The 24,520-nt window shown below is 39.3% G+C and carries 21 protein-coding genes and 1 riboswitch; of the genes, 13 read left to right on the forward strand and 8 right to left on the reverse strand.

All coding sequences use genetic code 11. From position 1 onward, the window contains the following. Positions 1 to 313: 313 nt before the first annotated feature. Positions 314 to 661 (reverse strand): hypothetical protein, encoded by a 348-nt coding sequence (locus CEF16_RS18770; protein WP_091584698.1) that lies wholly within the window; start codon positions 659 to 661, stop codon positions 314 to 316. A 237-nt stretch (positions 662 to 898) separates the two neighbouring features. On the opposite strand from CEF16_RS18770, the gene CEF16_RS24985 reads away from it, so the two are divergent. The 6 genes from CEF16_RS24985 (at position 899) to CEF16_RS18795 (ending at position 6,942) form a co-directional block, all read left to right on the forward strand. Further along, positions 899 to 1,387 carry a formate/nitrite transporter family protein gene (locus CEF16_RS24985; protein WP_281259190.1) on the forward strand — a complete coding sequence of 163 codons (489 nt, stop codon included), beginning with the start codon at positions 899 to 901 and terminating at the stop codon, positions 1,385 to 1,387. Positions 1,388 to 1,433: 46 nt separating this feature from the next. Continuing rightward, on the forward strand, positions 1,434 to 1,724 hold the full coding sequence (locus tag CEF16_RS24990) for a formate/nitrite transporter family protein (protein WP_281259191.1): 291 nt from the start codon (positions 1,434 to 1,436) through the stop codon (positions 1,722 to 1,724). Between the two features lie 320 nt (positions 1,725 to 2,044). Next, positions 2,045 to 3,208 (forward strand): uroporphyrinogen-III C-methyltransferase, encoded by a 1,164-nt coding sequence (gene cobA / locus CEF16_RS18780; protein WP_091584702.1) that lies wholly within the window; start codon positions 2,045 to 2,047, stop codon positions 3,206 to 3,208. A 24-nt stretch (positions 3,209 to 3,232) separates the two neighbouring features. Continuing rightward, the gene (gene nirB, locus CEF16_RS18785) at positions 3,233 to 5,662 is read left to right on the forward strand and encodes a nitrite reductase large subunit NirB (RefSeq protein ID WP_091584704.1); all 2,430 of its coding nucleotides are present in this window, start codon (positions 3,233 to 3,235) and stop codon (positions 5,660 to 5,662) included. Between the two features lie 29 nt (positions 5,663 to 5,691). Beyond that, on the forward strand, positions 5,692 to 6,015 hold the full coding sequence (gene nirD, locus CEF16_RS18790; protein ID WP_091584706.1) for a nitrite reductase small subunit NirD: 324 nt from the start codon (positions 5,692 to 5,694) through the stop codon (positions 6,013 to 6,015). 207 nt (positions 6,016 to 6,222) lie between these two features. After that, positions 6,223 to 6,942, forward strand: a complete 720-nt coding sequence (locus CEF16_RS18795) for a hypothetical protein (protein ID WP_091584839.1) — start codon at positions 6,223 to 6,225, stop codon at positions 6,940 to 6,942. 7 nt (positions 6,943 to 6,949) lie between these two features. Here the strand turns inward: CEF16_RS18795 and megL are convergent, their stop codons facing one another. Continuing rightward, the gene (gene megL / locus CEF16_RS18800; protein WP_091584708.1) at positions 6,950 to 8,125 is read right to left on the reverse strand and encodes a methionine gamma-lyase; all 1,176 of its coding nucleotides are present in this window, start codon (positions 8,123 to 8,125) and stop codon (positions 6,950 to 6,952) included. Between the two features lie 108 nt (positions 8,126 to 8,233). Further along, positions 8,234 to 8,803, reverse strand: coding sequence for an energy-coupled thiamine transporter ThiT (thiT, locus tag CEF16_RS18805; protein ID WP_091584710.1), 570 nt, complete (start codon positions 8,801 to 8,803; stop codon positions 8,234 to 8,236). 75 nt (positions 8,804 to 8,878) lie between these two features. After that, positions 8,879 to 8,978, reverse strand: a riboswitch (TPP riboswitch). A gap of 226 nt (positions 8,979 to 9,204) precedes the next feature. On the opposite strand from thiT, the gene CEF16_RS18810 reads away from it, so the two are divergent. From CEF16_RS18810 to CEF16_RS18820, 3 genes are all read left to right on the forward strand, one after another. Beyond that, a complete protein-coding gene (locus CEF16_RS18810) occupies positions 9,205 to 10,947 on the forward strand; it encodes a carbon starvation CstA family protein (RefSeq protein ID WP_091584712.1) in 1,743 nt (580 codons plus the stop codon). 111 nt (positions 10,948 to 11,058) lie between these two features. Beyond that, positions 11,059 to 11,325, forward strand: a complete 267-nt coding sequence (locus CEF16_RS18815) for a cory-CC-star protein (RefSeq protein WP_175488355.1) — start codon at positions 11,059 to 11,061, stop codon at positions 11,323 to 11,325. Between the two features lie 146 nt (positions 11,326 to 11,471). Beyond that, a complete protein-coding gene (locus tag CEF16_RS18820; protein WP_091584714.1) occupies positions 11,472 to 12,422 on the forward strand; it encodes an ArsA family ATPase in 951 nt (316 codons plus the stop codon). Positions 12,423 to 12,704: 282 nt separating this feature from the next. Here the strand turns inward: CEF16_RS18820 and CEF16_RS18825 are convergent, their stop codons facing one another. After that, positions 12,705 to 12,986 (reverse strand): HlyC/CorC family transporter associated domain-containing protein, encoded by a 282-nt coding sequence (locus CEF16_RS18825; RefSeq protein ID WP_091584716.1) that lies wholly within the window; start codon positions 12,984 to 12,986, stop codon positions 12,705 to 12,707. Positions 12,987 to 13,109: 123 nt separating this feature from the next. Beyond that, positions 13,110 to 16,364, reverse strand: a complete 3,255-nt coding sequence (locus CEF16_RS18830) for a DEAD/DEAH box helicase (RefSeq protein WP_091584718.1) — start codon at positions 16,362 to 16,364, stop codon at positions 13,110 to 13,112. Positions 16,365 to 16,572: 208 nt separating this feature from the next. Here CEF16_RS18830 and CEF16_RS18835 point away from each other — a divergent pair, with 208 nt between their 5' ends. Further along, the gene (locus CEF16_RS18835) at positions 16,573 to 17,196 is read left to right on the forward strand and encodes an HD domain-containing protein (protein WP_091584720.1); all 624 of its coding nucleotides are present in this window, start codon (positions 16,573 to 16,575) and stop codon (positions 17,194 to 17,196) included. A 39-nt stretch (positions 17,197 to 17,235) separates the two neighbouring features. On the opposite strand, the gene CEF16_RS18840 is transcribed toward CEF16_RS18835, so the two are convergent. Then, a complete protein-coding gene (locus CEF16_RS18840) occupies positions 17,236 to 17,859 on the reverse strand; it encodes an HAD family hydrolase (protein ID WP_091584722.1) in 624 nt (207 codons plus the stop codon). A gap of 338 nt (positions 17,860 to 18,197) precedes the next feature. Here CEF16_RS18840 and CEF16_RS18845 point away from each other — a divergent pair, with 338 nt between their 5' ends. Both CEF16_RS18845 and CEF16_RS18850 read left to right on the forward strand, forming a co-directional pair. Continuing rightward, complete coding sequence (locus CEF16_RS18845; protein ID WP_091584724.1) at positions 18,198 to 19,655, forward strand: SulP family inorganic anion transporter; 1,458 nt, start codon at positions 18,198 to 18,200, stop codon at positions 19,653 to 19,655. A gap of 265 nt (positions 19,656 to 19,920) precedes the next feature. Continuing rightward, a complete protein-coding gene (locus CEF16_RS18850) occupies positions 19,921 to 20,340 on the forward strand; it encodes a universal stress protein (protein WP_091584726.1) in 420 nt (139 codons plus the stop codon). A 48-nt stretch (positions 20,341 to 20,388) separates the two neighbouring features. Here the strand turns inward: CEF16_RS18850 and CEF16_RS18855 are convergent, their stop codons facing one another. Together CEF16_RS18855 and cudC are read right to left on the reverse strand one after the other, a co-directional pair. Next, positions 20,389 to 22,020, reverse strand: a complete 1,632-nt coding sequence (locus tag CEF16_RS18855; RefSeq protein ID WP_091584728.1) for a high affinity choline transporter 1 — start codon at positions 22,018 to 22,020, stop codon at positions 20,389 to 20,391. A 145-nt stretch (positions 22,021 to 22,165) separates the two neighbouring features. Beyond that, complete coding sequence (gene cudC / locus CEF16_RS18860; RefSeq protein WP_091584730.1) at positions 22,166 to 22,723, reverse strand: choline uptake/conversion transcriptional regulator CudC; 558 nt, start codon at positions 22,721 to 22,723, stop codon at positions 22,166 to 22,168. 286 nt (positions 22,724 to 23,009) lie between these two features. Here cudC and betB point away from each other — a divergent pair, with 286 nt between their 5' ends. Continuing rightward, positions 23,010 to 24,467: a betaine-aldehyde dehydrogenase gene (gene betB, locus CEF16_RS18865; RefSeq protein WP_091584843.1), complete on the forward strand. Its 1,458-nt coding sequence runs from the start codon at positions 23,010 to 23,012 to the stop codon at positions 24,465 to 24,467. Positions 24,468 to 24,520 lie beyond the last annotated feature (53 nt).

Here is a 24,520-nt window from a genome sequence, read left to right on the forward strand (position 1 = left end):
TTTAAAAGTAACCCCATCACTCTCCTTTAGACACACCAATACCAACTACAGGAGTTATTTCCTCTTTCTTTATTTTATTGGCTGCTTTCTCTGCTCTCTTTGACTTTTCATTGCATTGCATCTCATGCAACTCCCAACCAGCTCAAAAGACCAGAAGGGAGGGGGACAGTTTTTATAATACGGAATAGCTGCCCAAGGGGGGGCGTCCTCTGCTAGCTACCCTGATTATCTGAAAAAAGATAACCTAGATCTATGATAGATCTGGCTATCCTTATAATAGGGGGTTGTCCCATAAGTCAGTTCTTGGCAAACGTTAAGGAAACTTTAAAGGGTCATTTATAGTATGTTGATCACGATAAGAACGAAAGAATACAATATTGTGATCAGCAGTATAAACGTCCATTTGTAAAATATAAGAATCTCTCATTTCCAAATAATAATAAATGCCATCTTCGTTAAGCTGGTAAAAAGTAAAGGACATGCCCAAAAATGTTTTTTCCGTTTTTTTGACCTCATTGTGGCTTTGAATATATTCTGCCAATTGTCCAACTGTAGCGGTAGACGTTCCAGTAATATCGTATAATTGCTCTTTGAACAGCGCACTTGCTTGTTGAAACGTGATTTTTGTTTTCTCCATAAAATTCCTAAAATATCCAGCCATCGTTTTCCTCCTCTTTTATTAATATTTGTTTCTTTAAATAAATTTATTCTTCACATAGCCGTACCATAACTTGAAGACATGAAAAATTTGCCGCTTTTTCTGTCCGTTTTTTCTCCTTTCCCCACCATATTAAAAAAGTGTGTAAGATTACATTACATATATGAAGTCAAGTCAAAATAGCTCCCTTATAATGCTCCTCAGTGTGAATAAAAGAAAAACAGAGAGAGGGGAAAGGTATTGGATAGTGTACAGCCAGCCAAAGTAGTTGAAAACATGATACAAGCAGGAAAGACTAAAGCAAATCTCTCCATTAAGCATTTATTAATCAGGGGAGGGTTGGCAGGTGCCTTTTTAGGGTACGCAACGACACTGGCGTTCACGGCTAATCTTCAAACTGGTATTGATATGATGGGAGCTATCCTTTTTCCCGTAGGATTTGTAATGATTATTTTATTAGGGCTTGAACTTGTGACAGGGAATTTTGCATTACTTCCTGCTGCCAAATTAAATGGACAAGTCTCAACAGCCGGGATGCTACACAATTGGTTTTGGGTGATCATAGGGCATTTGATCGGAAGCATTTTTTATGCGCTTTTGTTTGTAGCAGCCACTACTCAGTTTGGAACAGCTGGTCCAAGTGCCATGTCAGAGCTGCTCATTGCTGTTGCAGAGACAAAAACAATCGGCTACGCAGCACTCGGCGGAGCTGGGTTAGGAATTTATTAAAGCTATTTTATGTAACTGGATGGTAGCTTTAGGGGCAATCATGGCAATGACTTCTAAGTCAACAATCGGAAAAATTGCAGCAATGTGGCTGCCAATTTTAATATTTTTTGGACAAGGGTTTGAACACGCAGTCGTTAATATGTTTGTAATCCCAGCTGGAATGATGCTTGGAGCAGAAGTCACCATAGCTGACTGGTGGTTGTGGAATCAAATACCAGTTCTGCTTGGAAACCTAGTAAGTGCTTTTCTATTGGCAGGAGCCGCCCTTTATTTCACACATGGAAAAAAAGAAACCGGCAAGGAAGCTGCTTTACAAAATTTAAAGAAAGCGCAGTAAATAATTTAGAGGAAACAAAAACCAAATGAAAGAGCAGGAAATGATAAAAAGCATTACAGATATTATTTTACACTGATAGGAAAGTATAAAATTTTAGCATGAATGAATCAGTGACGTCGTCAAAGTTTTAAGGAAATCAGTATAAGTGCAACTAGGCAATCGCCTTCACCTAAAGGCTTGGCGCTAGCCAAGTTTTCTTTAGAAACGAAGGAAAAAATGTGTTAGGTTATCTAACACGAAAGCCCACGTGTTAACTTGTTTAACTTACAATGTAATCAAGATAAAGATAATAAATTTTTCAGCAAAAGGTGGAGAGACGAATGAAGAGTAACAAAGGGAAAATCTACTTTGTGGGTGCAGGTCCCGGAGATCAAGAATTGATTACAGTGAGAGGCTTGAAAGCACTGCAAAAAGCAGAAGTCATCATTTACGATCGTCTCGTTCATCCGTCTCTATTATTGGAAGCAAAACATAATGCAAAGTTAATATATTGCGGCAAGCAGCCTTGTAAGCATACACTTCGTCAAAGTGATATTCAAAAAGAATTAATCATACAAGCCAAAAAAGGAAATAAAGTTGTACGACTAAAAGGCGGGGATCCGGCAGTTTTCGGGAGAGTGGGAGAAGAAGCAGAAGCAGTAAGCGGGCACAGAATCCCCTATGAAATTATTCCGGGAATTACAGCTGGGAGTGCTGCTTCTATCTATTCAGGAGTTCCATTAACACACAGAGAGTATTCTCGGTCCTTTGCAGTAGTAACCGGACACAGTAAAAATAAAGATGGGAAGCCGGATATCGCATGGGGAGATTTAGCAAAGGGGGTTGACACCATTGTCTTTTACATGGGAATAAAAAATCTTCCCTATATAGCAAAACAGCTCATTAAAGAAGGCAAAGACCGCAGTACTAGCACGCTTGTTACAGAATGGGGAACTTACGGCAGGCAGCGATCGATAACAGGTCCTTTAGAGCACATACCGGCTATGGCAGAAAAAAAAGAGATGAGTAACCCAGCGGTAATTGTTGTGGGAGATGTGACTAAACTTCATGATTCGCTCCAATGGGTGAGAGAAAAGGAGTTAAGCGGAAAAGGTGTTATAACCTTATCCAGTGACAATACAGATCAGGATTTTGCTGATGATTTAAAAGAAGCTGGAGCAGAAGTTTATAACATAAAAGCAGAAGATTGCCACTTATCAAATAATATGGCAGAAATAATAAACCGTTTAATTACAGAAGGGCACGCAACCAGTGTGTTGCTTCGTACGGAAACTTCCGCCAGTTTGCTCTGCAAAATGCTTGAAGACGTGAAAGAGCAAACAGCAGATGCTCTGCCTGAACTTTCATTTATTTGTATAGGATCAAAGACAGCTCAAATGATTAAGGAACATGGTTATGTGCCAAATGCTATACTGCGGGTACTTTCAAATACAGAGACCATAATAGAAGCTTTAGGCGAAAAGCAGATACAAAATATTGGATAAATCCTAAAAGGAGTGGATATAAAAATGACCAAAGAAAAATTAGTTTTAATAGGAAACGGTATGGCTGGTATACGAACTATAGAGGAAATTTTAAAAAGAGATCCTGATCGGTTTGAAATTACTGTATTTGGAAAAGAATCTCATCCTAACTACAACAGAATCGCCCTGTCATCCGTTCTTCAAGGTGACAGCAGCGTAGAAGATATTATATTAAATGATTATGATTGGTATGAAAATAACGGTATTAAATTATACACTGGCGATCCGGTTGTAAAAGTAGATAAACGAAGAAAAAAGATTCATAGCAAAAACGGAATCGTATGTGAGTATGATCATTTGATTTTTGCGACGGGCTCTAATCCATTTATGCTCCCATTACCTGGTGCGGATAAAGAGGGAGTTATAGCCTTCCGCGATATTAAAGACTGTGAAACAATGATAGAAACTTCCAAGCATTATAAAAAGGCAGCAGTAATAGGTGGCGGTCTTTTAGGTCTGGAAGCAGCTAGAGGGTTATTAAACTTAAATATGGAAACAGAAGTCATTCACATTTTTGATTATTTAATGGAGCGTCAGTTAGATGCACCGGCTTCTGATATGCTGCGCCGGGATCTTGAAGAGCAAGGCATGCGCTTCCATATGAGTAAGCAAACAGAAATGATAAAAGGTAAAGACAGAGTAGAAGGCTTAAAGTTTAAAGATGGTTCTTTCCTAGAAGCAGACCTGGTTGTTATGGCTGTTGGAATTAAGCCAAATATAGAGTTAGCTAGTGATACGGGTCTTAAAACAGAGCGGGCCATTGTTGTCAATGATTATATGGAAACAAGCGCAAAAGATATTTATGCTGTTGGAGAATGTGCGGAGCATAACGGTATCGCTTACGGTTTAGTAGCACCGTTATATGAACAAGGAAAAGTATTGGCTGATCACTTATGCAGCAAAGAGACTGAAGGTTATCATGGATCTTTAATGTATACTAAGCTGAAAGTTTCCGGAGTTGACCTTTTCTCAGCCGGCCAGTTTCAAGATGAAGAAGATACTCGTGCCATAAGGGTACATGATGAGTTTGAAGGGATTTATAAAAAAGTAGTTGTGAAAGACAATAAAGTAGTTGGATCTGTTCTATATGGCGATACTTCCGACTCTCCGCGCCTGCTTGACATGATGAAAAAAGGGCAGGATATTTCGGATATGAACAAAGCGGTTATTCTGCCTTCTGAGGATGAGAATAGTTCAGGAGAAAGTCCAGTGATTTCTATGGAAGATGATGAACAGATTTGTGATTGTAATGGTGTTTGTAAAGGAGAAATTGTAGAAGCAATTAACAACGATGGACTTTCTACTGTTGCCGACGTGACAAAGCACACAAATGCAGGTCGTTCATGTGGCGGATGTAAACCGCTTGTTTCTGATTTATTATCCGCAACCCTTGGCGATGAAGCAGTAAGCAATCAAAAGGAGCCTATGTGTGGTTGCACAGACCTCTCTCATGATGAAGTATCAGAAGCTATTAAGGAAAAGCAATTATCTTTCACTAGAGAAGTAATGAATGTGCTTGGCTGGGAATCAGAAGAGGGCTGCTCTAAATGCCGGCCAGCTATCAACTATTATCTTGGGCTTAATAAGCCGGAAGAGTATGAAGATGATCATACGTCCCGCTTTATAAACGAAAGAGTACATGCAAACATTCAAAATGATGGTACCTATTCGGTTGTCCCTCGTATGTACGGCGGGGTGACTGATCCTGATCAACTTCGTAAAATCGCGGACACTGCTGATAAATATGAAGTGCCGATGCTGAAAGTGACAGGCGGACAACGTATCGATATGCTTGGTGTAAATAAAGAAGATTTACCTTCAATTTGGAAAGATCTTGGTATGAATTCAGGCTATGCGTATGCAAAATCAATCAGAACCGTAAAAACATGTGTTGGGGAAGACTTCTGCCGCTTTGGGACCCAGGATTCTATCGGAATGGGTATTCAAATTGAAAAGAAGTTTGAACGCTTGAATACGCCTCATAAAGTGAAAATGGCAGTATCAGCCTGTCCGAGAAATTGTGCTGAATCTGGAATCAAAGATATTGGTATTGTCGGTGTCGAAGGAGCTTGGGAAATGTATGTTGGCGGTAATGGCGGTGTTGATTTAAGAGGTGGAGACTTATTCTGCAAAATCGAAACTGGAGAAGAGTTGTTGGACACTATGAGCGCCTTTTTACAATATTACCGTGAGGATGCACGCTATCTTGAAAGAACTTCGCATTGGGTAGAACGTGTGGGACTTGACCATATTCGATCTGTAATATTAGAGGACGAAGAAAAACGCAAACAGCTCATTGAAAATATGGAAAGAGCTCTGCGTGCGCGTCCAAAAGATCCATGGGCGGAAGTGACCGAAAACGAAGCGAAGCAAAAAGAATTGTATGAGAAAAAACAATTGGAAGTTATTCAATAATTTTTGATTAGAAAAGGGGAATAAAAAAAATGCAATCTACCAAAGATGAGAAGCAAGTGATGATTTGTCGTATCGATGATTTAGTAGAAGGTGTTCCAAAAGAAGTCATCGTTAATGGTGAATCGATTGCTGTATTCAAAACAAATAAAGGTAAGGTTAACGCATTGAAAAACAGCTGTCCCCATAAAGAGGGTCCTCTCTCTCAAGGGATAGTTAGTGGTGATCACGTGTTTTGTCCGCTTCACGATTGGAAAATAAGCGTAGAAACAGGTTTGGTGGAAGCACCTGATGAAGGCTGCGTGAAAAAATTCCAAACAGAAGTGAAAAACGAAGAAATCTATCTCGTTTTATAACTTACCTATGAAACTGTCATTCGTGTATCACGAATGGCAGTTTTTTGTGGGGGGCGAGTTTCTAGGTCTTGAGCGGCATTTAGACGATTGACTTAACGAAGAAGTGGGAAAGTTTACTACTGATATATGCTTTTTTTGGTGTGAGGTTTTTTCATTAAGATGCAAGGGGAAACTTTTAATATTGCTTCAGGGAGAAGGGAAGGTAATATGACATTTGATTCGCTTGCATTAGTTCTTGTATATCTGTTCGTGCAGTTATTTGCCAATAAAATTATTTCGTCTTCCGCAATCGGCCGATTCAAGTGGCTTTCTTTTTCAGGCGGGGTTGCCGTTTCTTATGTATTTGTATATGTACTTCCATCCTTACATAAAGAGCAAGAAGGTTTTTCCGAAACAAAAGGGCTGACGATGGAATCGGAATTATATATTTTGGGGCTCTTTGGGCTGCTTATTTTCTATGGAGTACATAAAGCAGCAGAAAGAGCAGCTAGGGAACATGAACAAGGAGAAGGTCACTTTTTCTGGATTCAAGTGGTTTTTTTTGCGCTGTATAATATGCTTATTTCCTATATTATTTTTGCTTCTGATATAGAAGGTATTGAAGCCGTGTTTTATGGTGTTGCGGTTGGATTTCATTTTATGGCTGTTTCTCACGATATGTGGAGGGAAGACAGCAAACGGTACGAGTCACTAGGAAGGTACCTGCTTGCTGTCGGAATTGTGGCCGGCTGGGTAACAGGGGTGTTTGCTCCGCTCCCTTCATTTGTTCTAGCTATTGTGTTTGCATTTATTTCCGGGGCAATGGTGTTGAATGTTTTGAAAAAAGAACTGCCATCTGAGGAAAATGCACATTTTAAAACATTTTTGGCAGGATCTCTTGGTTATACACTCATTACCTTAGCATTAAAATACTTTTTTAACTGGTAAAAGGACATTATAAGGCATCCAAAGCTTGTTCAATGTCCTGCCATATATCTTTTTCTGCTTCAAGTCCTGCCGACAGCCGTAATAAGCGATCACTAATCCCCATTTTGTTTCTCGTGTCGTAAGGGACAACAGCATGGGTCATCGTGGCAGGGTGTTGAATTAACGTTTCTGCATCTCCTAAACTAACCGCAATTCGAATCATTTCAAGACGATTCATAAACGACTGAGCTGCTGCTTTGTTTCCTTTTAGTTCAAAACTTATTAATCCTCCGAAATGATCCATTTGCAAAGCTGCTAATGAATGTTGAGGAAAGTCCGGGTCGCCGGGATAGTAAACTTTTTCGATTTTTGGATGCTGTTTTAATCGTTCACTGAGTAATTTGGCGTTATCAGAGTGACGATTCATCCGTAAAGACAAGGTTTTTATACCTCGCAAAAGCAGCCAAGCATCAAATGGTCCAAGGATACCTCCCATGTCTTTTTGAGAGGAACGCCTTACAAGAGATATAAAATCTGCGCTACCTGCTGCAAGGCCGGCGATTACATCTCCATGACCCCCGATGTATTTTGTGGCACTGTGTAAAACGACATCTGCTCCTAATTCCAGCGGCCTTTGTAGAACAGGGGAAGAAAAAGTGTTGTCCACGATATAGAAGAGGTTGTGCTGCTTGGCAATGTTACTAATCATTTGCAAATCAACTAATTTCATCGTTGGATTAATGGGTGTTTCTACGTAAATAGCTTTTGTTTGCGGTCGTAATAATGATTCAATGGTTTCTTTCTTATCCATATTGACAAGACTAAAATCAATATTAAATCGTTCTTTTAACATTTGAAGGAGACCAAAGGTACAACCATATATACCTTCTGAAACAAGAATATGGTCACCCGTTTTTACAACCGAGGTCAACACAGCAGAAACGGCGGCCATCCCGGAACTAAATGCTATTCCCTCTTCCCCGTTTTCAAGGTCAGCTATTTTATATTCTAGTTCCTGAACAGTAGGGTTTCCTAATCTGGAGTAAACAAAGCCGTCTTCTTCTCCGGCAAACCTTCTTTCTCCTTCCTCAGCAGATGTAAACGAAAAAGTAGAAGTTTGAAATATTGGTGGTATGAGACTACCGAGGTATGACCGGCAAGAATAATTTCCGTGAATCAGGCGGGTATCGATATTTTTATTCATTATCGTCGTTCCCCTTTTTATTAAGATAAGGCTTCTATATATGTATATAAAAAGGCCTCCGTTACATGCACATCAGTGTGCGAAAGGCAACGGAGGACCAAAAAATGATTAAGCAGCAGAATGGACGCTGCGCCCATCATAGAAAAACTGAGGCCTATATTTTGAAATAAGGATAACGACAAAGATGGTTATAAGCATTTCAGGAACGAGATAAGAAGCATTATATACTGCTGAATACGTTACAACCGGTACACCGTCTGGAGCATATTCACCAAACCATACTAACCCTGCACTGAAATGGTCGATAAAACGAAGAAGCGTACCAAAAGCAACCCCAATAATGATCAGGAAAACGGGCACTTCATGTTTAAAGTTATTTCTGCTGACAAATAAACCAGCCAGCCCAAGAACGGCATAAGCAATCGGATATTCGAGTATAAATTGTATAGGATGGACAATGATGGCGCCGAAAAGAATTTGAAGGATTCCAGTTAAAAAACCGGTCATCATCCCTGCTTTCCATCCTCGGCGAAAAGCAATAATAAATATGGGGACCATAACTAGTGAAATGGATCCTCCCATCGCCCATGGAGCACTAAATTCAATATAGCTTAAAATAATTGACAGTCCTGCCATAAAAGCAATTTCTAACATAATCAGCAAACGATTATTCTGCATAACTCAAAAAATCCCCTTTCGCTGCCACTGGGGGAAGAGGGGATGGTGTTTACAGACAACAACCTGTAAGTAAGAATGCTTGTCACACCACTTCCCTACGCTGGTCTCAGCCAGATCAGGTTCTAAGAGTTGAGACAATCGTCTCTCTCAGTCAATGACACCCCTAGTGAACATATAGAATTTCTTTTAATGTAGCATATATTAAAATGTTTGCAAACGAATGAGATGTTTATATATTCCATTTGCAAATAAATATATTATTCGCAAAATTATATTTTTTCTTTTATAATCGAATTGTTAAAACATAAAAACGTATGAATAAGGGAAGGTGGTGAGATTAATTCTGTAAGCGGTATCAGAAAAAGATATAAAAAGACAGTTGAAAAGGAGTGTGAACGGTTATGCCAGCTATTGTTTTAGCAATTATCGGGTTAATTGTGTTTGCTCTTGGTTATCGTTATTATTCTAAGTTTATAGCAGAGCGTATTTACAGGCTGGATCCTAATTATCAAACACCAGCCTATCAATTCCGGGATGGTGTGGATTTTGTACCGACAAACAAATGGGTGCTCTGGGGCCACCACTTTACTTCTGTTGCTGGAGCAGCGCCCATTGTAGGACCGGCAGTAGCTGTTTATTGGGGATGGCTGCCAGCCTTTTTATGGGTCGTATTAGGGACCGTTTTTGCAGCTGGTGTCCATGATTTTGGGACGCTTGTCCTTTCTGTTCGCAATAAAGGGCAATCGATTGGAACCCTGGCGGAACGTATTATTGGAAGGCGTGCAAAACTGTTATTTTTGTTTATTATTCTAATTTTGGTTCTCATGGTCAACGCAGTATTTGCCTGGGTTATTTCGAATTTATTCATAACATTTCCAGCAAGCGTCCTGGCGGTGTTTATTCAGATACCGCTTGCGATTTGGATCGGTTATACGGTTAATAAAAAAGGAAAAAATATGCTTATGCCATCTCTTGTAGCACTGGCTGTAATGTATGCAGCAGCAGTTATTGCCAGCACTACTCCTGCTTTACAAATCGATTTGGTATCTTATTTTGGTGGAGAAGAAGCAACCGGCTTGTTCGGTTTAGATGCAGTTTCATCGGCATTTTTAATTTGGATTGCTGTCCTCATGATTTATGTTTATATTGCTTCGATTCTTCCGGTTTGGAAGCTTCTCCAGCCGCGTGATTATATTAATTCGCATCAGCTGGTGGTAGGGCTTGCTATTTTGTACCTTGGTTTATTTTTCACGTGGCCGACTCCTGAGGTAACAGCGCCGGCTACACGAGAGGTCACAGACGTCTCTTGGTTCCCGCTTCTCTTTATTACCATAGCCTGTGGGGCAATTTCCGGGTTTCATGGTCTGGTTTCTTCTGGAACCTCATCGAAACAGTTGAATAAAGAAACGGATGCACGTTTTGTTGGTTATTTTGGTGCAGTCGGAGAAGGAACTCTAGCACTTGTAACCATTTTAGCAGTGACCACCTTCTTTGCTTCACAAAGTGATTTTCTATCCAGCTATGAAAGTTTTAATACAGCAAATGCGGATGGACTTGCCCATTTTGTTGGAGGTGCGGGGCAGCTCGCAACCGGGCTTGGTTTACCAGCAGGCGTAGCGGAAACAATTGTAGCAGTAATCGTTGTTAGCTTTGCTGCGACGACACTTGATACCTCTGTACGTTTAATGAGGTATATTATCTCAGAACTCGGACAGGAGTATAGTGCACCTGGCCTTACGAAAAAGCATGTAGCAACAAGTATTGCAGTAGGAGCAAGTGCACTGCTTGTATTACTTCCTGGAGACCGTGGTTTTGGCTCGGGAGGATATTTACTCTGGCCATTATTCGGTACGTCAAATCAGCTCCTTGCGGGTATAAGTTTGCTGCTTATTTCCATTTGGCTTAGAAGAAAAGGACGAAATTTCTTGTTCACCTTTATACCAATGATCTTCTTGCTTTTTATGACGATGTGGGCAATGACAAGTCAGGTCATTTTCCAGTGGTCTTGGTTAGGCGACGGAGATGCACAGATTCTTTTATTTGTGCTAGGAGCTATTATATTAGCATTCACTGTATGGATTTTGCTTGAAGCTATAGCGCTGTTCCGAAGAGAACCACCAAATACTGATCCGGACAATGATTAATAGAATCTTTACGTGGCAAAATAAATTCAATAACAGGGGCTTATCGTGTGGGCAAATCTGTTCACCGGCAAGCCCCTTCACTATCTGTCAATATAGATCGGAGGGAGAGAAATGGCCGATAAGAAGATGAGCTTAAAGAAGCTGATGGAATTTTATGATGAAGTGCTGCGGCTCCCCCATCGTGCCGAAATCAAACGTGAAATACGGGATGAAGACGATCTTTTTTTACTGTTATGCTTTTCAGAATTACTCGGCCTGCCGAATCCAGTTTCTTACTATACATTGGAATTATATCCAGAAATGGTGGAAAGGTTTCACGAATGGCACCTGCGAATGGGAATGGATAAATCTCCGCTAAACGGTATACGCTGCTGCTAATAGAAGAGGTGCCAGCGGTGTTTTTTATACTTTAGGAAACTTAAATTTGCTAAAGGATCAAAGTATAAGTAAAACTACGTCTTCCGCCACAGGAGTCAGCGGCAAGCCAAGTTTTTTAGCAAACAGGTTTTGAAAGGAATGAAATAATGGAGAAACTGTTGAATTATGAGATTTTGTTTTTTGGTGGAAAGGGGGGTGTAGGAAAATCGACTTCTTCTTCTGCTTTTGCTCTCACTGCTGCAGAAAAAGGGAAGCGAACCTTGCTCGTATCAACCGATCCTGCTCATAACCTAAGTGATTTGTTCGATACAGACATTGGCGATAAAAGAAAACAGCTCACCGAAAATCTGTGGGGCATGGAAATTAGCTCCGAGAAAGAATCCAAGCGCTACATTAATCAAGTGAAAGACAATTTAAAAGGGCTTGTGAAGTCCCACATGGCTGAAGAAGTCAATAGACAGATTGATATGGCTGCTGTGTCTCCTGGTGCAGAAGAAGCGGCATTGTTTGACAAGCTGGTTCAGATAGTGTTAGAAGAAAAAGAACATTTTGATATCATAGTATTTGACACAGCACCTACTGGTCATACGGTGCGGCTATTGTCCCTGCCTGAAATGATGGAAGCATGGATAGAAGGGATGCTGAAGAGAAGACAGTCGATTAATGAAAATTATTCACAATGGTTAAATGACGGAGAACCAGTGGATGATCCGATTTACAGAGTGCTTATGAATAGAAAAGATAGGTTTTCCGAGGCGCGAAAAGTGTTGATTAATAACAAACGAACTGCATACATATACGTGCTGATACCGGAAAAGCTCCCAGTTGCAGAAACGAAGCGAGCTTTACAGATGCTAGAACAGGCCAAGTTAAAGGTGGATACATTAATTGTAAATAAATGTTTACCAGAACATGCTGGAGACAGTATGTTTATTGAGAAACGAAAAAAACAAGAACGCTCTTATATTCAACAGATTAAAGAAGAGTTTCCTAACCAGAAAAAAATATTTTTGCCTTTGCTAGAAGAAGATATTACATCTAGGAAGGCTCTTGGAGATATAAAGGAAGAATATCTTTTTCCTTCATTACGAGTTTAACGGTATAAAGTATGAGAGTACATAGTCTAAGACATTATTAATGCTATCCCAAAAAGAAAAGATAAGAAAATACAAAAAGTTTGGCGTTTTCGATGGTCAACCCCAGCGCCCAGCCGCTCAGGCATAAACGAGGTAAATCAGTTGGGCATTATCACAGATTGTGAGGTTTTAGCTGACTCTCTCTCACCTTGGGCTGCAGGCGAACCGGAGTCGAAAGGTCTAAACCTGCTTTCACTTTTTATACAAAGTATACACGTGAATTATATTGCTTCACAAAGAGAATTAGGTGAAATGAGTATCCTGAAGAAGAGCAAATGAAAAGTTGAAAGTGTTATGCAGAGGGCAATCCAGCCTCTTCTTTTTTATAGCTTCAATCATTCTAATTTGCTGACCTTCCATCTCTATTGGGGCAAACTTCCAGTTTCCAAATGAAATGTTTTCCCCTTCTTGAACTTCTGGCTTTTCAAAAAGTATAAGGCCTCCAATAGTGTCTATAGGTCCATCCTCAAGGTCAATTCCTAATAATTCATTTACTTCTTCAATAAGTACTTTTCCATCAAGCATAAAATTTGTTCCAGCATCGTTTAACTTTTGGATTAAAGTAACTTACCCAAAGTAAGTGCTGCAAAAAGGAAAAAGACCGTCTCTCTAACTTTAATAGAGAGGCGATCTTTGAATAGAGTGTCATTACAGCTCCAAAATTTCTTTGATATCTTCTTCAGAAAGAGAAGACAAACTTGTTTCTCCAGATTGAATAACTTGGTCGAACAAAGCTTTTTTCTTGTCTTGCAAAGCTTGAATTTTTTCTTCGATAGTACCTTGAGAAATCATTTTAACAACTTGAACTGCACGTTTTTGCCCGATACGGTGAGCACGGTCTGCAGCTTGGTTTTCAACGGCAGGGTTCCACCATAAGTCAAAGAGAACGACGGTGTCTGCCCCTGTTAAATTAAGTCCTGTGCCGCCAGCTTTTAATGAAATAAGGAAAGCTTCTTTTTCGCCTTCATTAAACTTATCCGACATCTGTACTCTTTCTTGACTTGGTGTTTTTCCGTCCAGATAAAAATAAGACAATCCTTCTTTTTTGAAGGCTTCACAAATAAACGAGAGCATGCTCGTAAATTGTGAGAACACAAGTACCCGCTGTCCGTTTTCACGGGCGTCTTTCATAAAGTTCATTAATTCTTCGAGTTTTCCAGAGCCGCCTCCATATTCTTCTAAGAACATACCGGGGTGACAGCACAATTGACGAAGTCTGGTTAAGTTAGAAAGGATGTTCATGCGATTTTGCTGGAACGTTCCGGTTTTCAGCTGCACTGCAGTTTCCTCTTTAATACGGTTTAAGTAAGCAACATATGTTTCTCGCTGCTTTTTAGTTAGATCACAATGGATGGTTGTTTCAATTTTATCTGGAAGCTCGGTTAGAACTTCTTTTTTAGTACGACGTAAAATAAAAGGAGAAACGCGGTGTCTAACACTGTCTGCTGGTAATGTTTTGAAAGACTGTACATCTGGGAATAAACCTGGCATCAAAATTACAAACAAGGACCATAATTCGTCAATTTTATTTTCAATAGGTGTTCCACTTAACGCAAAAGCTTTTTCGGTTTGAAGTTTTCTTACTGCTCGAAACGTTTTAGAAGTATAGTTCTTTAAGGCTTGAGCCTCATCTAAGATTATCCCGTGAAAAGCAATACCTTCATAAAGTTCGACATCTCTTCGAACCAAAGGATATGAAGTAATAAATACATCCGTGTTTTCCGTTTTTTCAATTTGTTGTTTTCGTTCTGCTTTAGACCCATAGATGATTTGAACCTTAAGCGTTGGAGCGAAAGTTTTCGCTTCTTTCTCCCAATTGTAAACCAATGAAGACGGGGCTACTACTAAAAATGGCGGGGCGTCAGAACGTTGTTTTCTTTCAGACAATATATAGGTTAAAGTCTGTAACGTTTTACCAAGTCCCATGTCATCTGCCAAAATACCACCGAATCCATAAGCAGTTAGAGCTTTAAACCAATGGAAGCCTTTTTCCTGATAATCTCGAAGGGTACCCTGAATTTCTTCAGGAATAGATGCTTCAAATTTCTCAGGAGAGCGTATATCATTTAATAACTTTTGGACACTTTCATCTTTATGCCATTGTCTACCCGTGTTTAAATATTTATCTACTTGAAACGCCTTATACGCAGGAAGCCGAAGTGTATTATTTTCCAAATCTTCTGGAGCCGCACCTGTATCATTCAGCATTTCCTTAATGCCATTTAGTATCTCGTTGTCTAAGGAAACAAAACGTCCATCACCTGTTTTGTGATACCGTTTCTTTTCTTTTAATGAAGTCATCAGTTTATATAAATCCTCTTCATTTAAATCATCGGTTTGAAAGGAAATATCAAGCCAGCCTAAAGACTCGTCTAATGAAGAATCGATGGAAAAAGAAGACGCAGGAACGAGCAATTTTTCTACGTCTCTGCTCATAAACACATCGGCAATTTCTTTAAGTTCCGGCAAAATGCTGGTGAGAAAGTAAAAAATAGAGTCTTCATCTGTTAATGACAATGCTTCACCATTCCAATGAAATCCAGCTGATTCAATTAACTGAAGCAATTCCTCTTCTTTTTTCGTTTCGCGAACAATTAAAGCATTATCTTCAGCGATGTTTCTTTCTTCTGTAACAGCATGAAGAGAGTGGGGTCCATAAGAAAACAAAGGTTCTGCTAATAATGCGTTATCTTTTTTGTCTAAATAAATTTTCTTTTGCAAAGAATGCTCTTCTACATGTTGTTCTACATCTGTTCCCATGTTCAGTCTTCCTTGTTCTTTTAAAGAACTCACCACATTAGAGTACACTTGCTCTAACTCCGTCTTTTCTAAAGGAAGCCGGCCTTTAGGTGTGTCCATCAGCATGTGGAATAAAAGCTTTGTAGAGTGGTCTTTTTCATCAGATGTTTCATAAAGCCGGTCATTCCAAATGTAGTATGGTGTAAGACTGACTTTTTTCGGCGGGTATTCAAAAGACGAATATGATAAGAAAAAATTATTTCCTTCCCTGTTCAATTCAAATGTCCCCGGCCAATGCTGTTTAATGACTAATGGAACGGGGCTGCCTACTGCAGGATTTATATAAACATTCACGCAGTCTGTTAACGCTTGAATCATTTGTTCTGCAGCAACAGGAGGAATCGTTATTTCTGACTGAGATTTTTTTTCCGGATAAAAAAAGCTAGTTTGCCGGCCGGTCCATTTTTGATTTCGAATGACTTCTTCAAGCTGTCTTAAGGCATTAAGATCTGCTTCTTCGAAATAGTGATACGTAGGGTCAAACGTAAATTTTTTTGTGAAAGGGAGCAATGATCGCTGCCTCATCGCTGATAATAAAGCTTCGATATCTTTGACGACGTATAATTTATCCGTTCCTATTTTTAGTTCAATAGAAAAAAATTGTTCTTGCGGCTGGTAATAATCCGTATGAAAAGTAAGCATATATTCTGCTTGTAACGCTTCTCCAACGGATTCTACAGTCTGCATGCGGCCGGCAAAATAATCAACAAACAGCTTTCTTAATGAGGCTGTTTTCTCTGTTTCCGTTTCCTGTGATTTATGAAATCTCTTCTGCACTCTCCGTTCTCTCTTTTTATTCTTTTGAGGAGTATCAAGAGCAGGAGATAGTGAAATGAGTACAGCCGTAATATGTTTACATATTTCCATGCCGCCTGTATGGGCAGGACAGGTACATGAATATTCCTGTAATTCTCCATCTTCATGAAACAGCAGATGGACATTGTATGGAAGGGAGCCTGATACAGTGGCCTTTATTTTTGTGAAAGATCCTGCCGTATTGTGAGACAAATCCTCTACCCTGTTTTGTTCCCAGTAGGATAAGCCTCTTGAGTAGATAGTACTGCCAGCTAGAGCGCGAATCTTTGGTTTTGTTAAATAGCGCAAGGTTGATCCTCCTTCGCATTTTATGCATAACCATTATTTTATCATAATTATCTTTTATTTATCGTTGGAAAGTTTTAATACAAATGATAGTGTTTGTGGAGTGAACATTTGTAAATATGGGATAGAAGGAAAATAGCGCATAAAGATAGAAAAAATAAATAATAGAAAGCAGAAAGCTGTTGATATATTAATGAAGGTGGGTTTAACCATGACTGAAAAACAGGACATCATCGAAAAAGCGAAGCAAAAAGCATGGGAATTTTTTAAAGGTACAGACCCAGCCCATGATTACTGGCACACTCACCGAGTAGCGGTCTGGGCGGTAGAACTGGCAGAAGAAGAGGGAGCGGATGTATACATTTGTGAACTCACGGCATGGCTTCATGATCTCGCAGATAAAAAGTTAAATCACTCCGAAGCAGAAGCGATTAATCATGTGAAGGATTGGCTGCAAACATATCTTGAAGATGATAAAGAAATTGAACAAATTATAGATATTATCAAAACAATGTCTTATGGAAATGGAGACAATTCTTCTATGAGCACTCTTGAAGGAAAAATTGTCCAAGATGCGGATAGGCTTGATGCAATAGGTGCTATAGGTATTGCACGAGCATTTGCTTATGCAGGTGCAATAGGTGAACAATTACATATACCAGCCTCTCCTGATCAAGAAAAACGCCATACAGCGATTGAACATTTTTATGATAAACTGCTTCGATTAAAATCTTTAATGAATACAAACACAGCCATTGATATTGCTAACAAAAGACAACGTTATATGGTGAGCTATCTCGAACAATTTTACAGTGAGTGGGAAGGCAAACTTTAAGCCCCCCGGTAGAGACTCCGAGAAAAGAGTCTCTTTTTTTTATTTTGTTAATTGTAGAATTTCCTTTGGGGTGTGCAGCATGTGATCGGGGTTTGATTTTTCAGGCTGAACAGCTCCCCAGCAAGCTAAAGCGAAGGCGATACCAGCAGAATGAGCGCATTTTTCGTCGTGCAGTGTATCCCCTATATATACTGCTTTTTCTGCTGTTTCTCCGCTTTTGTTTAAATAAGCCATTAACGGATCAGGCTCTGGTTTATGTTTATCGGTATCATCGGCGCAAATAATGGTATCAGCGTAAGGATGAAGGTCAAATCGTTCTACTTCCTCCTTGAATTCCTTTTTTGTTTTGGAGGTGACAATCCCGATACAGTACTTTTCATTTTTCAGCTTCTCTAATGTATCATAAATGCCTGGAAAGACTCTTACAAGCTTACGGTTAGATTCCATATAATGAAGCCATTCTTCCCGAACTTTTCGTTGTTTTTCATTTACTCCAAGCACTTCTAATGCATCATCTCCAGGAATACCCAATACTGGCTTTAACTCTTCTATCGAATAGTCATCTCCAACCCCATTTTTAAGGGCACTTTTCAGAGATTTTAGTATTGCCTCTTCTGTATCTATAAGTGTTCCATCTACATCAAAAATGAAAGATTGGTACATAAATAACCTCCTTGCTGCTAATGAAATCCTCTTTATTAATTTCCCAAAAATAGCAGGACCTAACCAGAAGAAAGAAAGGTTGTTATAATTTGTGAAACAAAATGAAAATTGGAGTATATGAGAGAAAAAACTACAAATGAAAGAGAATTTATCCAATGATGAACGCTTACATGCTGTTTGGTAAGATCCAATATTTATGGTAAAATCCGTTTGTTCACAACGCCGGCTTTTGGAGGGCAAAAGCCACTATACAAGACGAGAGGGTGCGGGCAATTAAAGACAGAACGGAGCTGGTTCCCACCCAACAAAAATAAGTAGAAAGAAGGGGAAAAGAGAAAGTGAATACCGCAAAATTAAAAAATGAATGGTTTGGAAATATCCGTGGTGATGTACTCGCGGGTATGGTTGTTGCCTTGGCATTGATTCCTGAAGCAATCGCTTTTTCCATTATTGCAGGATTAGATCCTATGGTTGGATTGTATGCATCGTTTTGTATCGCTGTGGTGATTGCGTTTGTAGGCGGCCGTCCTGGTATGATTTCTGCAGCAACAGGAGCAATGGCGTTATTGATGGTTACCCTCGTTGCAAATCATGGACTGGAATACTTGTTAGCCGCAACTATATTAACTGGTATTATTCAAATCGTTTTTGGATTTAGTAAATTATCGCGGCTGATGAAATTTATTCCAAGGTCAGTAATGGTGGGATTTGTAAATGCCCTTGCGATTCTTATTTTCATGTCGCAAATGGAGCACTTTGAGGGCGAAGGCTGGATGATGTATAGTTTAGTCGCTTTAACCCTGTTTATTATTTACTTGCTGCCAAAACTTACGAAGGCTGTCCCTTCTACGTTGGTTGCTATTATTATCGTAAGTGCGCTTGCTATTTTCATTGGTGCAGATGTACGTACGGTAGGTGATATGGGGGCGCTTCCTGATACATTGCCTGTTTTTCTTTTGCCGGAAATTCCGCTAACATTCGAAACATTGATGATTGTGTTTCCTTATGCGCTGGCTTTATCGGTTGTTGGTTTACTTGAATCTTTATTAACTTCGTCTATTGTGGATGACATGACTGATACTGAAAGTAATAAGGATAAAGAATGCCGAGGCCAAGGATACGCCAATGTTGTTACTGGATTCTTTGGCGGTATGGCCGGGTGCGCGATGATTGGACAATCAGTTATTAATGTCAAATCAGGTGGTAAGGGCCGGTTATCATCATTGGTGGCTGGAGTATTTTTAATGTTTCTAATTCTTGTTTTAGGTAATTTAGTGGTACAGATACCAATGGCAGCTCTTGCCGGCGTTATGATTATGGTATCTATTAGTACCTTTGATTGGAACTCTATAAAAATGTTAACAAAAGTGCCAAAAAGTGATTCTACCGTTATGGTCGTGACGGTTGCTACCGTAGTTATTACCCATGATTTATCAAAAGGTGTGCTGGCTGGAGTTATTTTAAGTGCTATCTTCTTTGCAGCGAAAATTTCTAAAGTGAAAGTATCCGAAGCTGCTGGTAAATCAGCTGGACAAAAAATCTATCAAGTGGATGGGCAATTGTTTTTTGCTTCGGTAACCGATTTTGTTAAAAGCTTTCAATACAACGATGAAGGTGTGAAAAAGGTAGAGATTGATCTTTCAAACGCTCACATTTGGGATGATTCAGCTGTAGAAGCAATAGAGAAAGTAAAAGACAAGTTTGAACAGAAAGATGTTGAAGTAACTTTGAGCGGATTAAACAAAGAAAGTTCTAAGCTCATGAATAAATTAGAAGGCTTGTCCTCAGGTCATTAAAGTGGTAAATAAACGCGGCATGTCGATTTTGGGCATGCCGTAGTTTTTTATTTGAGATAAAAAAATTTTTATATATTAGCATTTTTTATATTTAACCCAAGGGCCTAGTTTTTATAGGACACTATCAGAATTGATAGATTCTTTTGATAGATAGTAGAATAGCAACTAACCTCTAGCTTTTGAGGTGCGTCAAATAGTGAATTTCTTTAATAGAAAAAAACGTTATAATAAGAAAATAAGTGTATGAAAAAAAGGGGAGAAGAGAATGTATCAAAAAGTATTGCTAGCCGCAGACGGATCAGAACATTCCCGTCGTTCAGCCGATCATGCTATTGCATTAGTAAAAGGAGAAGAAAAAGCTCATATCGATATTGTCTATGTTGTTGACGGAGATAAATCAAAAGCAGATGTTTTGCACTATGGAAACACGGAGCTTATTCAATCAAAACGAAAAGAAAAATTGGAACCGATTGAAAAAAAGCTTAAAGAAAACAACGTTCCATATGATATTCATTTAAAGCACGGTGAACCAGGTCCGGCGATTGTTAAATTTGCCAATGACGGAGACTATGACTGTGTTGTGTTAGGAAGCCGCGGTTTGAATCAATTGCAGACGATGGTACTTGGAAGTGTAAGTCATAAAGTAGCTAAACGAGTACATTGTCCAGTTATGATTATTAAATAAATTTTGATATAGAGAGAGGGTGTCCATTTCGGACACCCTCTTTTTGGTTTAATCTTTTATCGGTTCATTATTCACACGTTCATGAGGCATAAGCAATCGTTTCGGAGGACATTTTTTCTTTGTTAATTCGGAAACGATAAAGATTGTGATAAACGCAGCGATCATAGCCAGCGTACGGAATGGAAAGAGCACCAAGCCGTCTTCTACCATAGGATATGGCAGAAAATAAGGCAGATTTATCGCTGGCTCTCCGCCTCCAAGCCGAAGGAATACTGCCACGGCGAATCCGGCAAGCGAACCATAAAAGTTCGCATTTCTGTAAAACAGAGCCATCGTTAATTGGGGGAAGAGCACACAATAAACGAGATCTGACGCCAAGTACCAGAGTGTATATACACTTCCTACATTTAATGCAATAATCATGGCTGCTACACCAATAAGAATAATGGTACGTTTAATTACTTTTTTAAGTTCATCTTGACTGGCATTTGGTTTTATCAAAGGTCGATATATATTCCAAGAAGCCATAGAAGAAGCGGACAAGATGGAGGAGTCCATCGATGACATAACTGCCGCAGCCAATGCGCCTAAACCAAGAGCCGCTATAATTTCAGGCGTCAAAAAGCGCAGCACCTGCGGAAGTACCATCGCAGCTGTTTCAGGAGCTTCTGTTCCAAAAGCTGCCCAGTCCGCATTGTGGCCAATAATACCAACTAATACAGCAGGAAATGCAGCAATTAAACAAATAATACCTGCCAAAATAGAAAGCCACATTGCCGTGTTTTCATTTTTAGCTGAAAGGACACGCTGAAAGTAAACTTGCCAGGCAATACCTCCAAAGATAAGAAGCAAGGCATAATCCCACCAGTTCCAGAACCAATTTCCCCAATCCGGATGATTCCAGCCGTCAAGAGGCGGGAAAAGACTAGCATACGTGTCAAAGTCAGCTTGATAGTTCTCCCAGTTTACACTTAAGCTTCCCACATTTCCAAATGCAAACGGAAGCACTAAAAATAAACCGACTAAGAGAATAGCCATTTGGAAAACATCTGTATAAGCAACCGCCCACATGCCGCCAAACACGGTATAAGCTATAGCGATAATTGCTGAAATAATGATAGAGGTAGTAAAGTCTAATCCTAAAATGGTACCAAAAGTTGTACCGAGTGCTGTTAAAATTGCACCGCTCCAAAATAATTCACCGAGAAGCGCAGGAATATATAAAATTCCGGCCATCTTTCTACCAAAACGCTGTTCAAGTGGATCAATAATGGTCATAAATTCATAACGGCGCATTTTTCTAGCATAAAAAATACCGCCGATTATCAAACTGAGTGCATAACCCCACGGAGCTTGCGCCCAGACAAGGCCATCAGAATAGGTGAATTCGGCCGTTCCGTTAATATAACCGCCGCCAACCCACGTTGCAGCCATGGTAAACATAGCGACACCAAGTGGTATACTCCGCTTAGCTACCATCATATCGCTTAATGATTCTGATTTTTTTGCGGCAAAAAAGGCACCTACGTAATAAATGAGGGCATAAAAGAACAACATAGAAATAAAGCCGCCCCAGGCGATATCACTATCCGTCATCCCAACGTAGATAACCACTCCTAATATTAATATTGCAAACCCTATGGTTTTTAACAATTTAGTACTTTTTTCTGTCACAAGCATCACTCCTAGATGTCTAATTACTGAATTTTACCAATATTATGAAATCTATATTGTGCGCATGTATCCCTCAACTCTACAAAGATTGCCGCTTAATTCCTTGCAGATTTGGATACATGTTATTTTTGAAATTCAAAAAATGAAAAAGTTATTCGCCTTCCTCTTCAATTGGAATTAAGTCAAAAATTTCACCTGACTCAATTTTTTCTGTTAATTTGTCGAGCCATTTGTAATAAGTTTTTGATTTTTCAAGCGTCTGAAAAGTTTCTTTTGCTTCTTCTTTTATTTCATCTGAAATACTTGTGTCTTCTATTAGTTGAGAAAGTTGAGATTGTGCTTCTTTAATAGAAGTGAGATTCAATTTGACTTCCCGTTCCCATTTTTGTGTGAAAAAATTAGTGAAAAACTGGAAAAAGTCTTTTTCTGCTACATACGTCTGTTTTCTTTTTCCTCTTCTAAAGGTTTTCTTGACAACATTAAATTCTTGCAGTTTTTTTACGCCTGTACTCATACTTGGCTTACTCATACCAAGCTTTTCCCGCATTTCATCTAATGTCATATCTCCTTCAAGGTATATGGTCCCGTAAAGCGTTCCGACGCTTCTAGTTACACCGTAAAGGTCCATCGTTTCGGCGATAGAATCCACAACGAGATCTTTAGCATTATTAATGGAGTCAAGAGCATCTTTATTATGGGAATCTTCCACTTAAATCCTCCTTTCATTTAAAAAATTAAATTCGTTTATTTTTTTCTTTACAGTTTTCTATCATAACGTAATAAAAAAAGTTGTCAAAGAAAAAATTTCTTTTATAAATATTCTTTCCCTAATATGACGGGAGGGAGAACAATTTTTAAAAGATTTATTTTTTAATTTTTCTTTGACAATAAAAAATAGAGCTGTTAGATTAAAGTTGTTCGAAACGTTAAATTTTTTTTAAACAAATTAAACATTTTTAATTTATAGAGGAGGGGTTTATTTGACACTGAAAAGAATGTACATTGACGGCGCCTGGACAGAGGCAAAGTCAAAAGAAGTAAGAACGATTATTAACCCTTATAATCAAGAAAATGTGGCAGAGGCTGCGGAAGGAAACCGTGAAGATGCAAAAGCAGCTATTCAGGCTGCTCGTACTGCTTTTGATGAAGGCAGCTGGGCAGAAACACCAGCAAATGAGAGAGGAGAGCTCGTTCAAAAGGTTGCCGATTTCATCCGTCGAGACAAAGAAGAGCTAGCTGAATTAGAATCGTTGGATACTGGCAAGACATTAGAAGAAAGCAGAGCTGATATGGATGACATCGCAAATGTCTTTCAATATTTTGCTGGTCTTGCAGATAAAGACGGCGGCGAAATGATCGCTTCTCCCATTCCAGATTCAGAAAGTAAAGTAGTACGTGAACCTGTAGGTGTCTGCGGACAAATTACTCCTTGGAATTACCCATTGCTTCAAGCAGCGTGGAAAATTGCACCGGCTTTGGCAGCTGGAAATACAATTGTTGTAAAACCAAGTGAAATTACGCCGCTTACGACAGTTAAAGTGTTTGAACTTATCGAAGAAGCAGGATTTCCAAAAGGTGTAGCCAACCTGGTACTCGGTAAAGGGGCAGACGCTGGGGCAGAATTATCCGAAAGCGTAGATGTAGACCTGGTGTCCTTTACTGGAGGAATTGAAACAGGAAAGAAAATTATGCAGGCAGCAAGCATTAATATGAAAAAAATCGCGCTTGAGCTTGGCGGAAAGAATCCTAATATCGTGTTTGCAGATGCTGATTTTGAAACAGCAGTAGATCAAGCGATGAATGCCGTATTCTTCCATGCTGGTCAAGTATGCTCTGCCGGAGCACGCTTAATTATAGAAGAAAGTATCCATGATGAATTTGTGGAAGAACTCGTAAAACGAACAAAAAATATTAAACTTGGAAATGGCTTTGATGAAAGCACGCATTCTGGTCCGCTTATTTCTGCAGAGCATCGTGATAAAGTAGAGAAGTATGTAGAAATTGGCCAGCAAGAAGGTGCCAAACTGGAAATCGGCGGTAAACGTCCAGAAGATCCTGAACTGCAAAATGGGTTCTTCTTCCTTCCAACCATCTTTACGAACTGCAGGTCAGACATGAGGATCGTTCAGGAAGAAGTATTTGGTCCAGTATTAACAATTGAAACTTTTAGTAGTAAAGAAGAAGCTGTTGCTATAGCGAACGATTCTATTTATGGCCTGGCCGGCGCTGTTTTCACAACAGATATTGCTAAAGCAGAAGAGACTGCTTCAAAACTTCGCATGGGAACAGTATGGATTAATGATTTCCACCCATACTTCGCTCAAGCTCCATGGGGTGGATACAAGCAGTCAGGAATAGGCAGAGAACTTGGTCATATTGGTTTAGAAGAATATACAGAAGTTAAACACGTATTCCGTAATAAAAAACCAGAACCTATTCACTGGTTTAAATAAATCATTACTTGCAAAATAGTCACAATCACACAAATCACAAAATAACTTTAAAA

It is taken from the genome of Alteribacillus bidgolensis, from assembly GCF_002886255.1.
GTDB classification, from domain to species: Bacteria; Bacillota; Bacilli; order Bacillales; family Marinococcaceae; genus Alteribacillus; species Alteribacillus bidgolensis.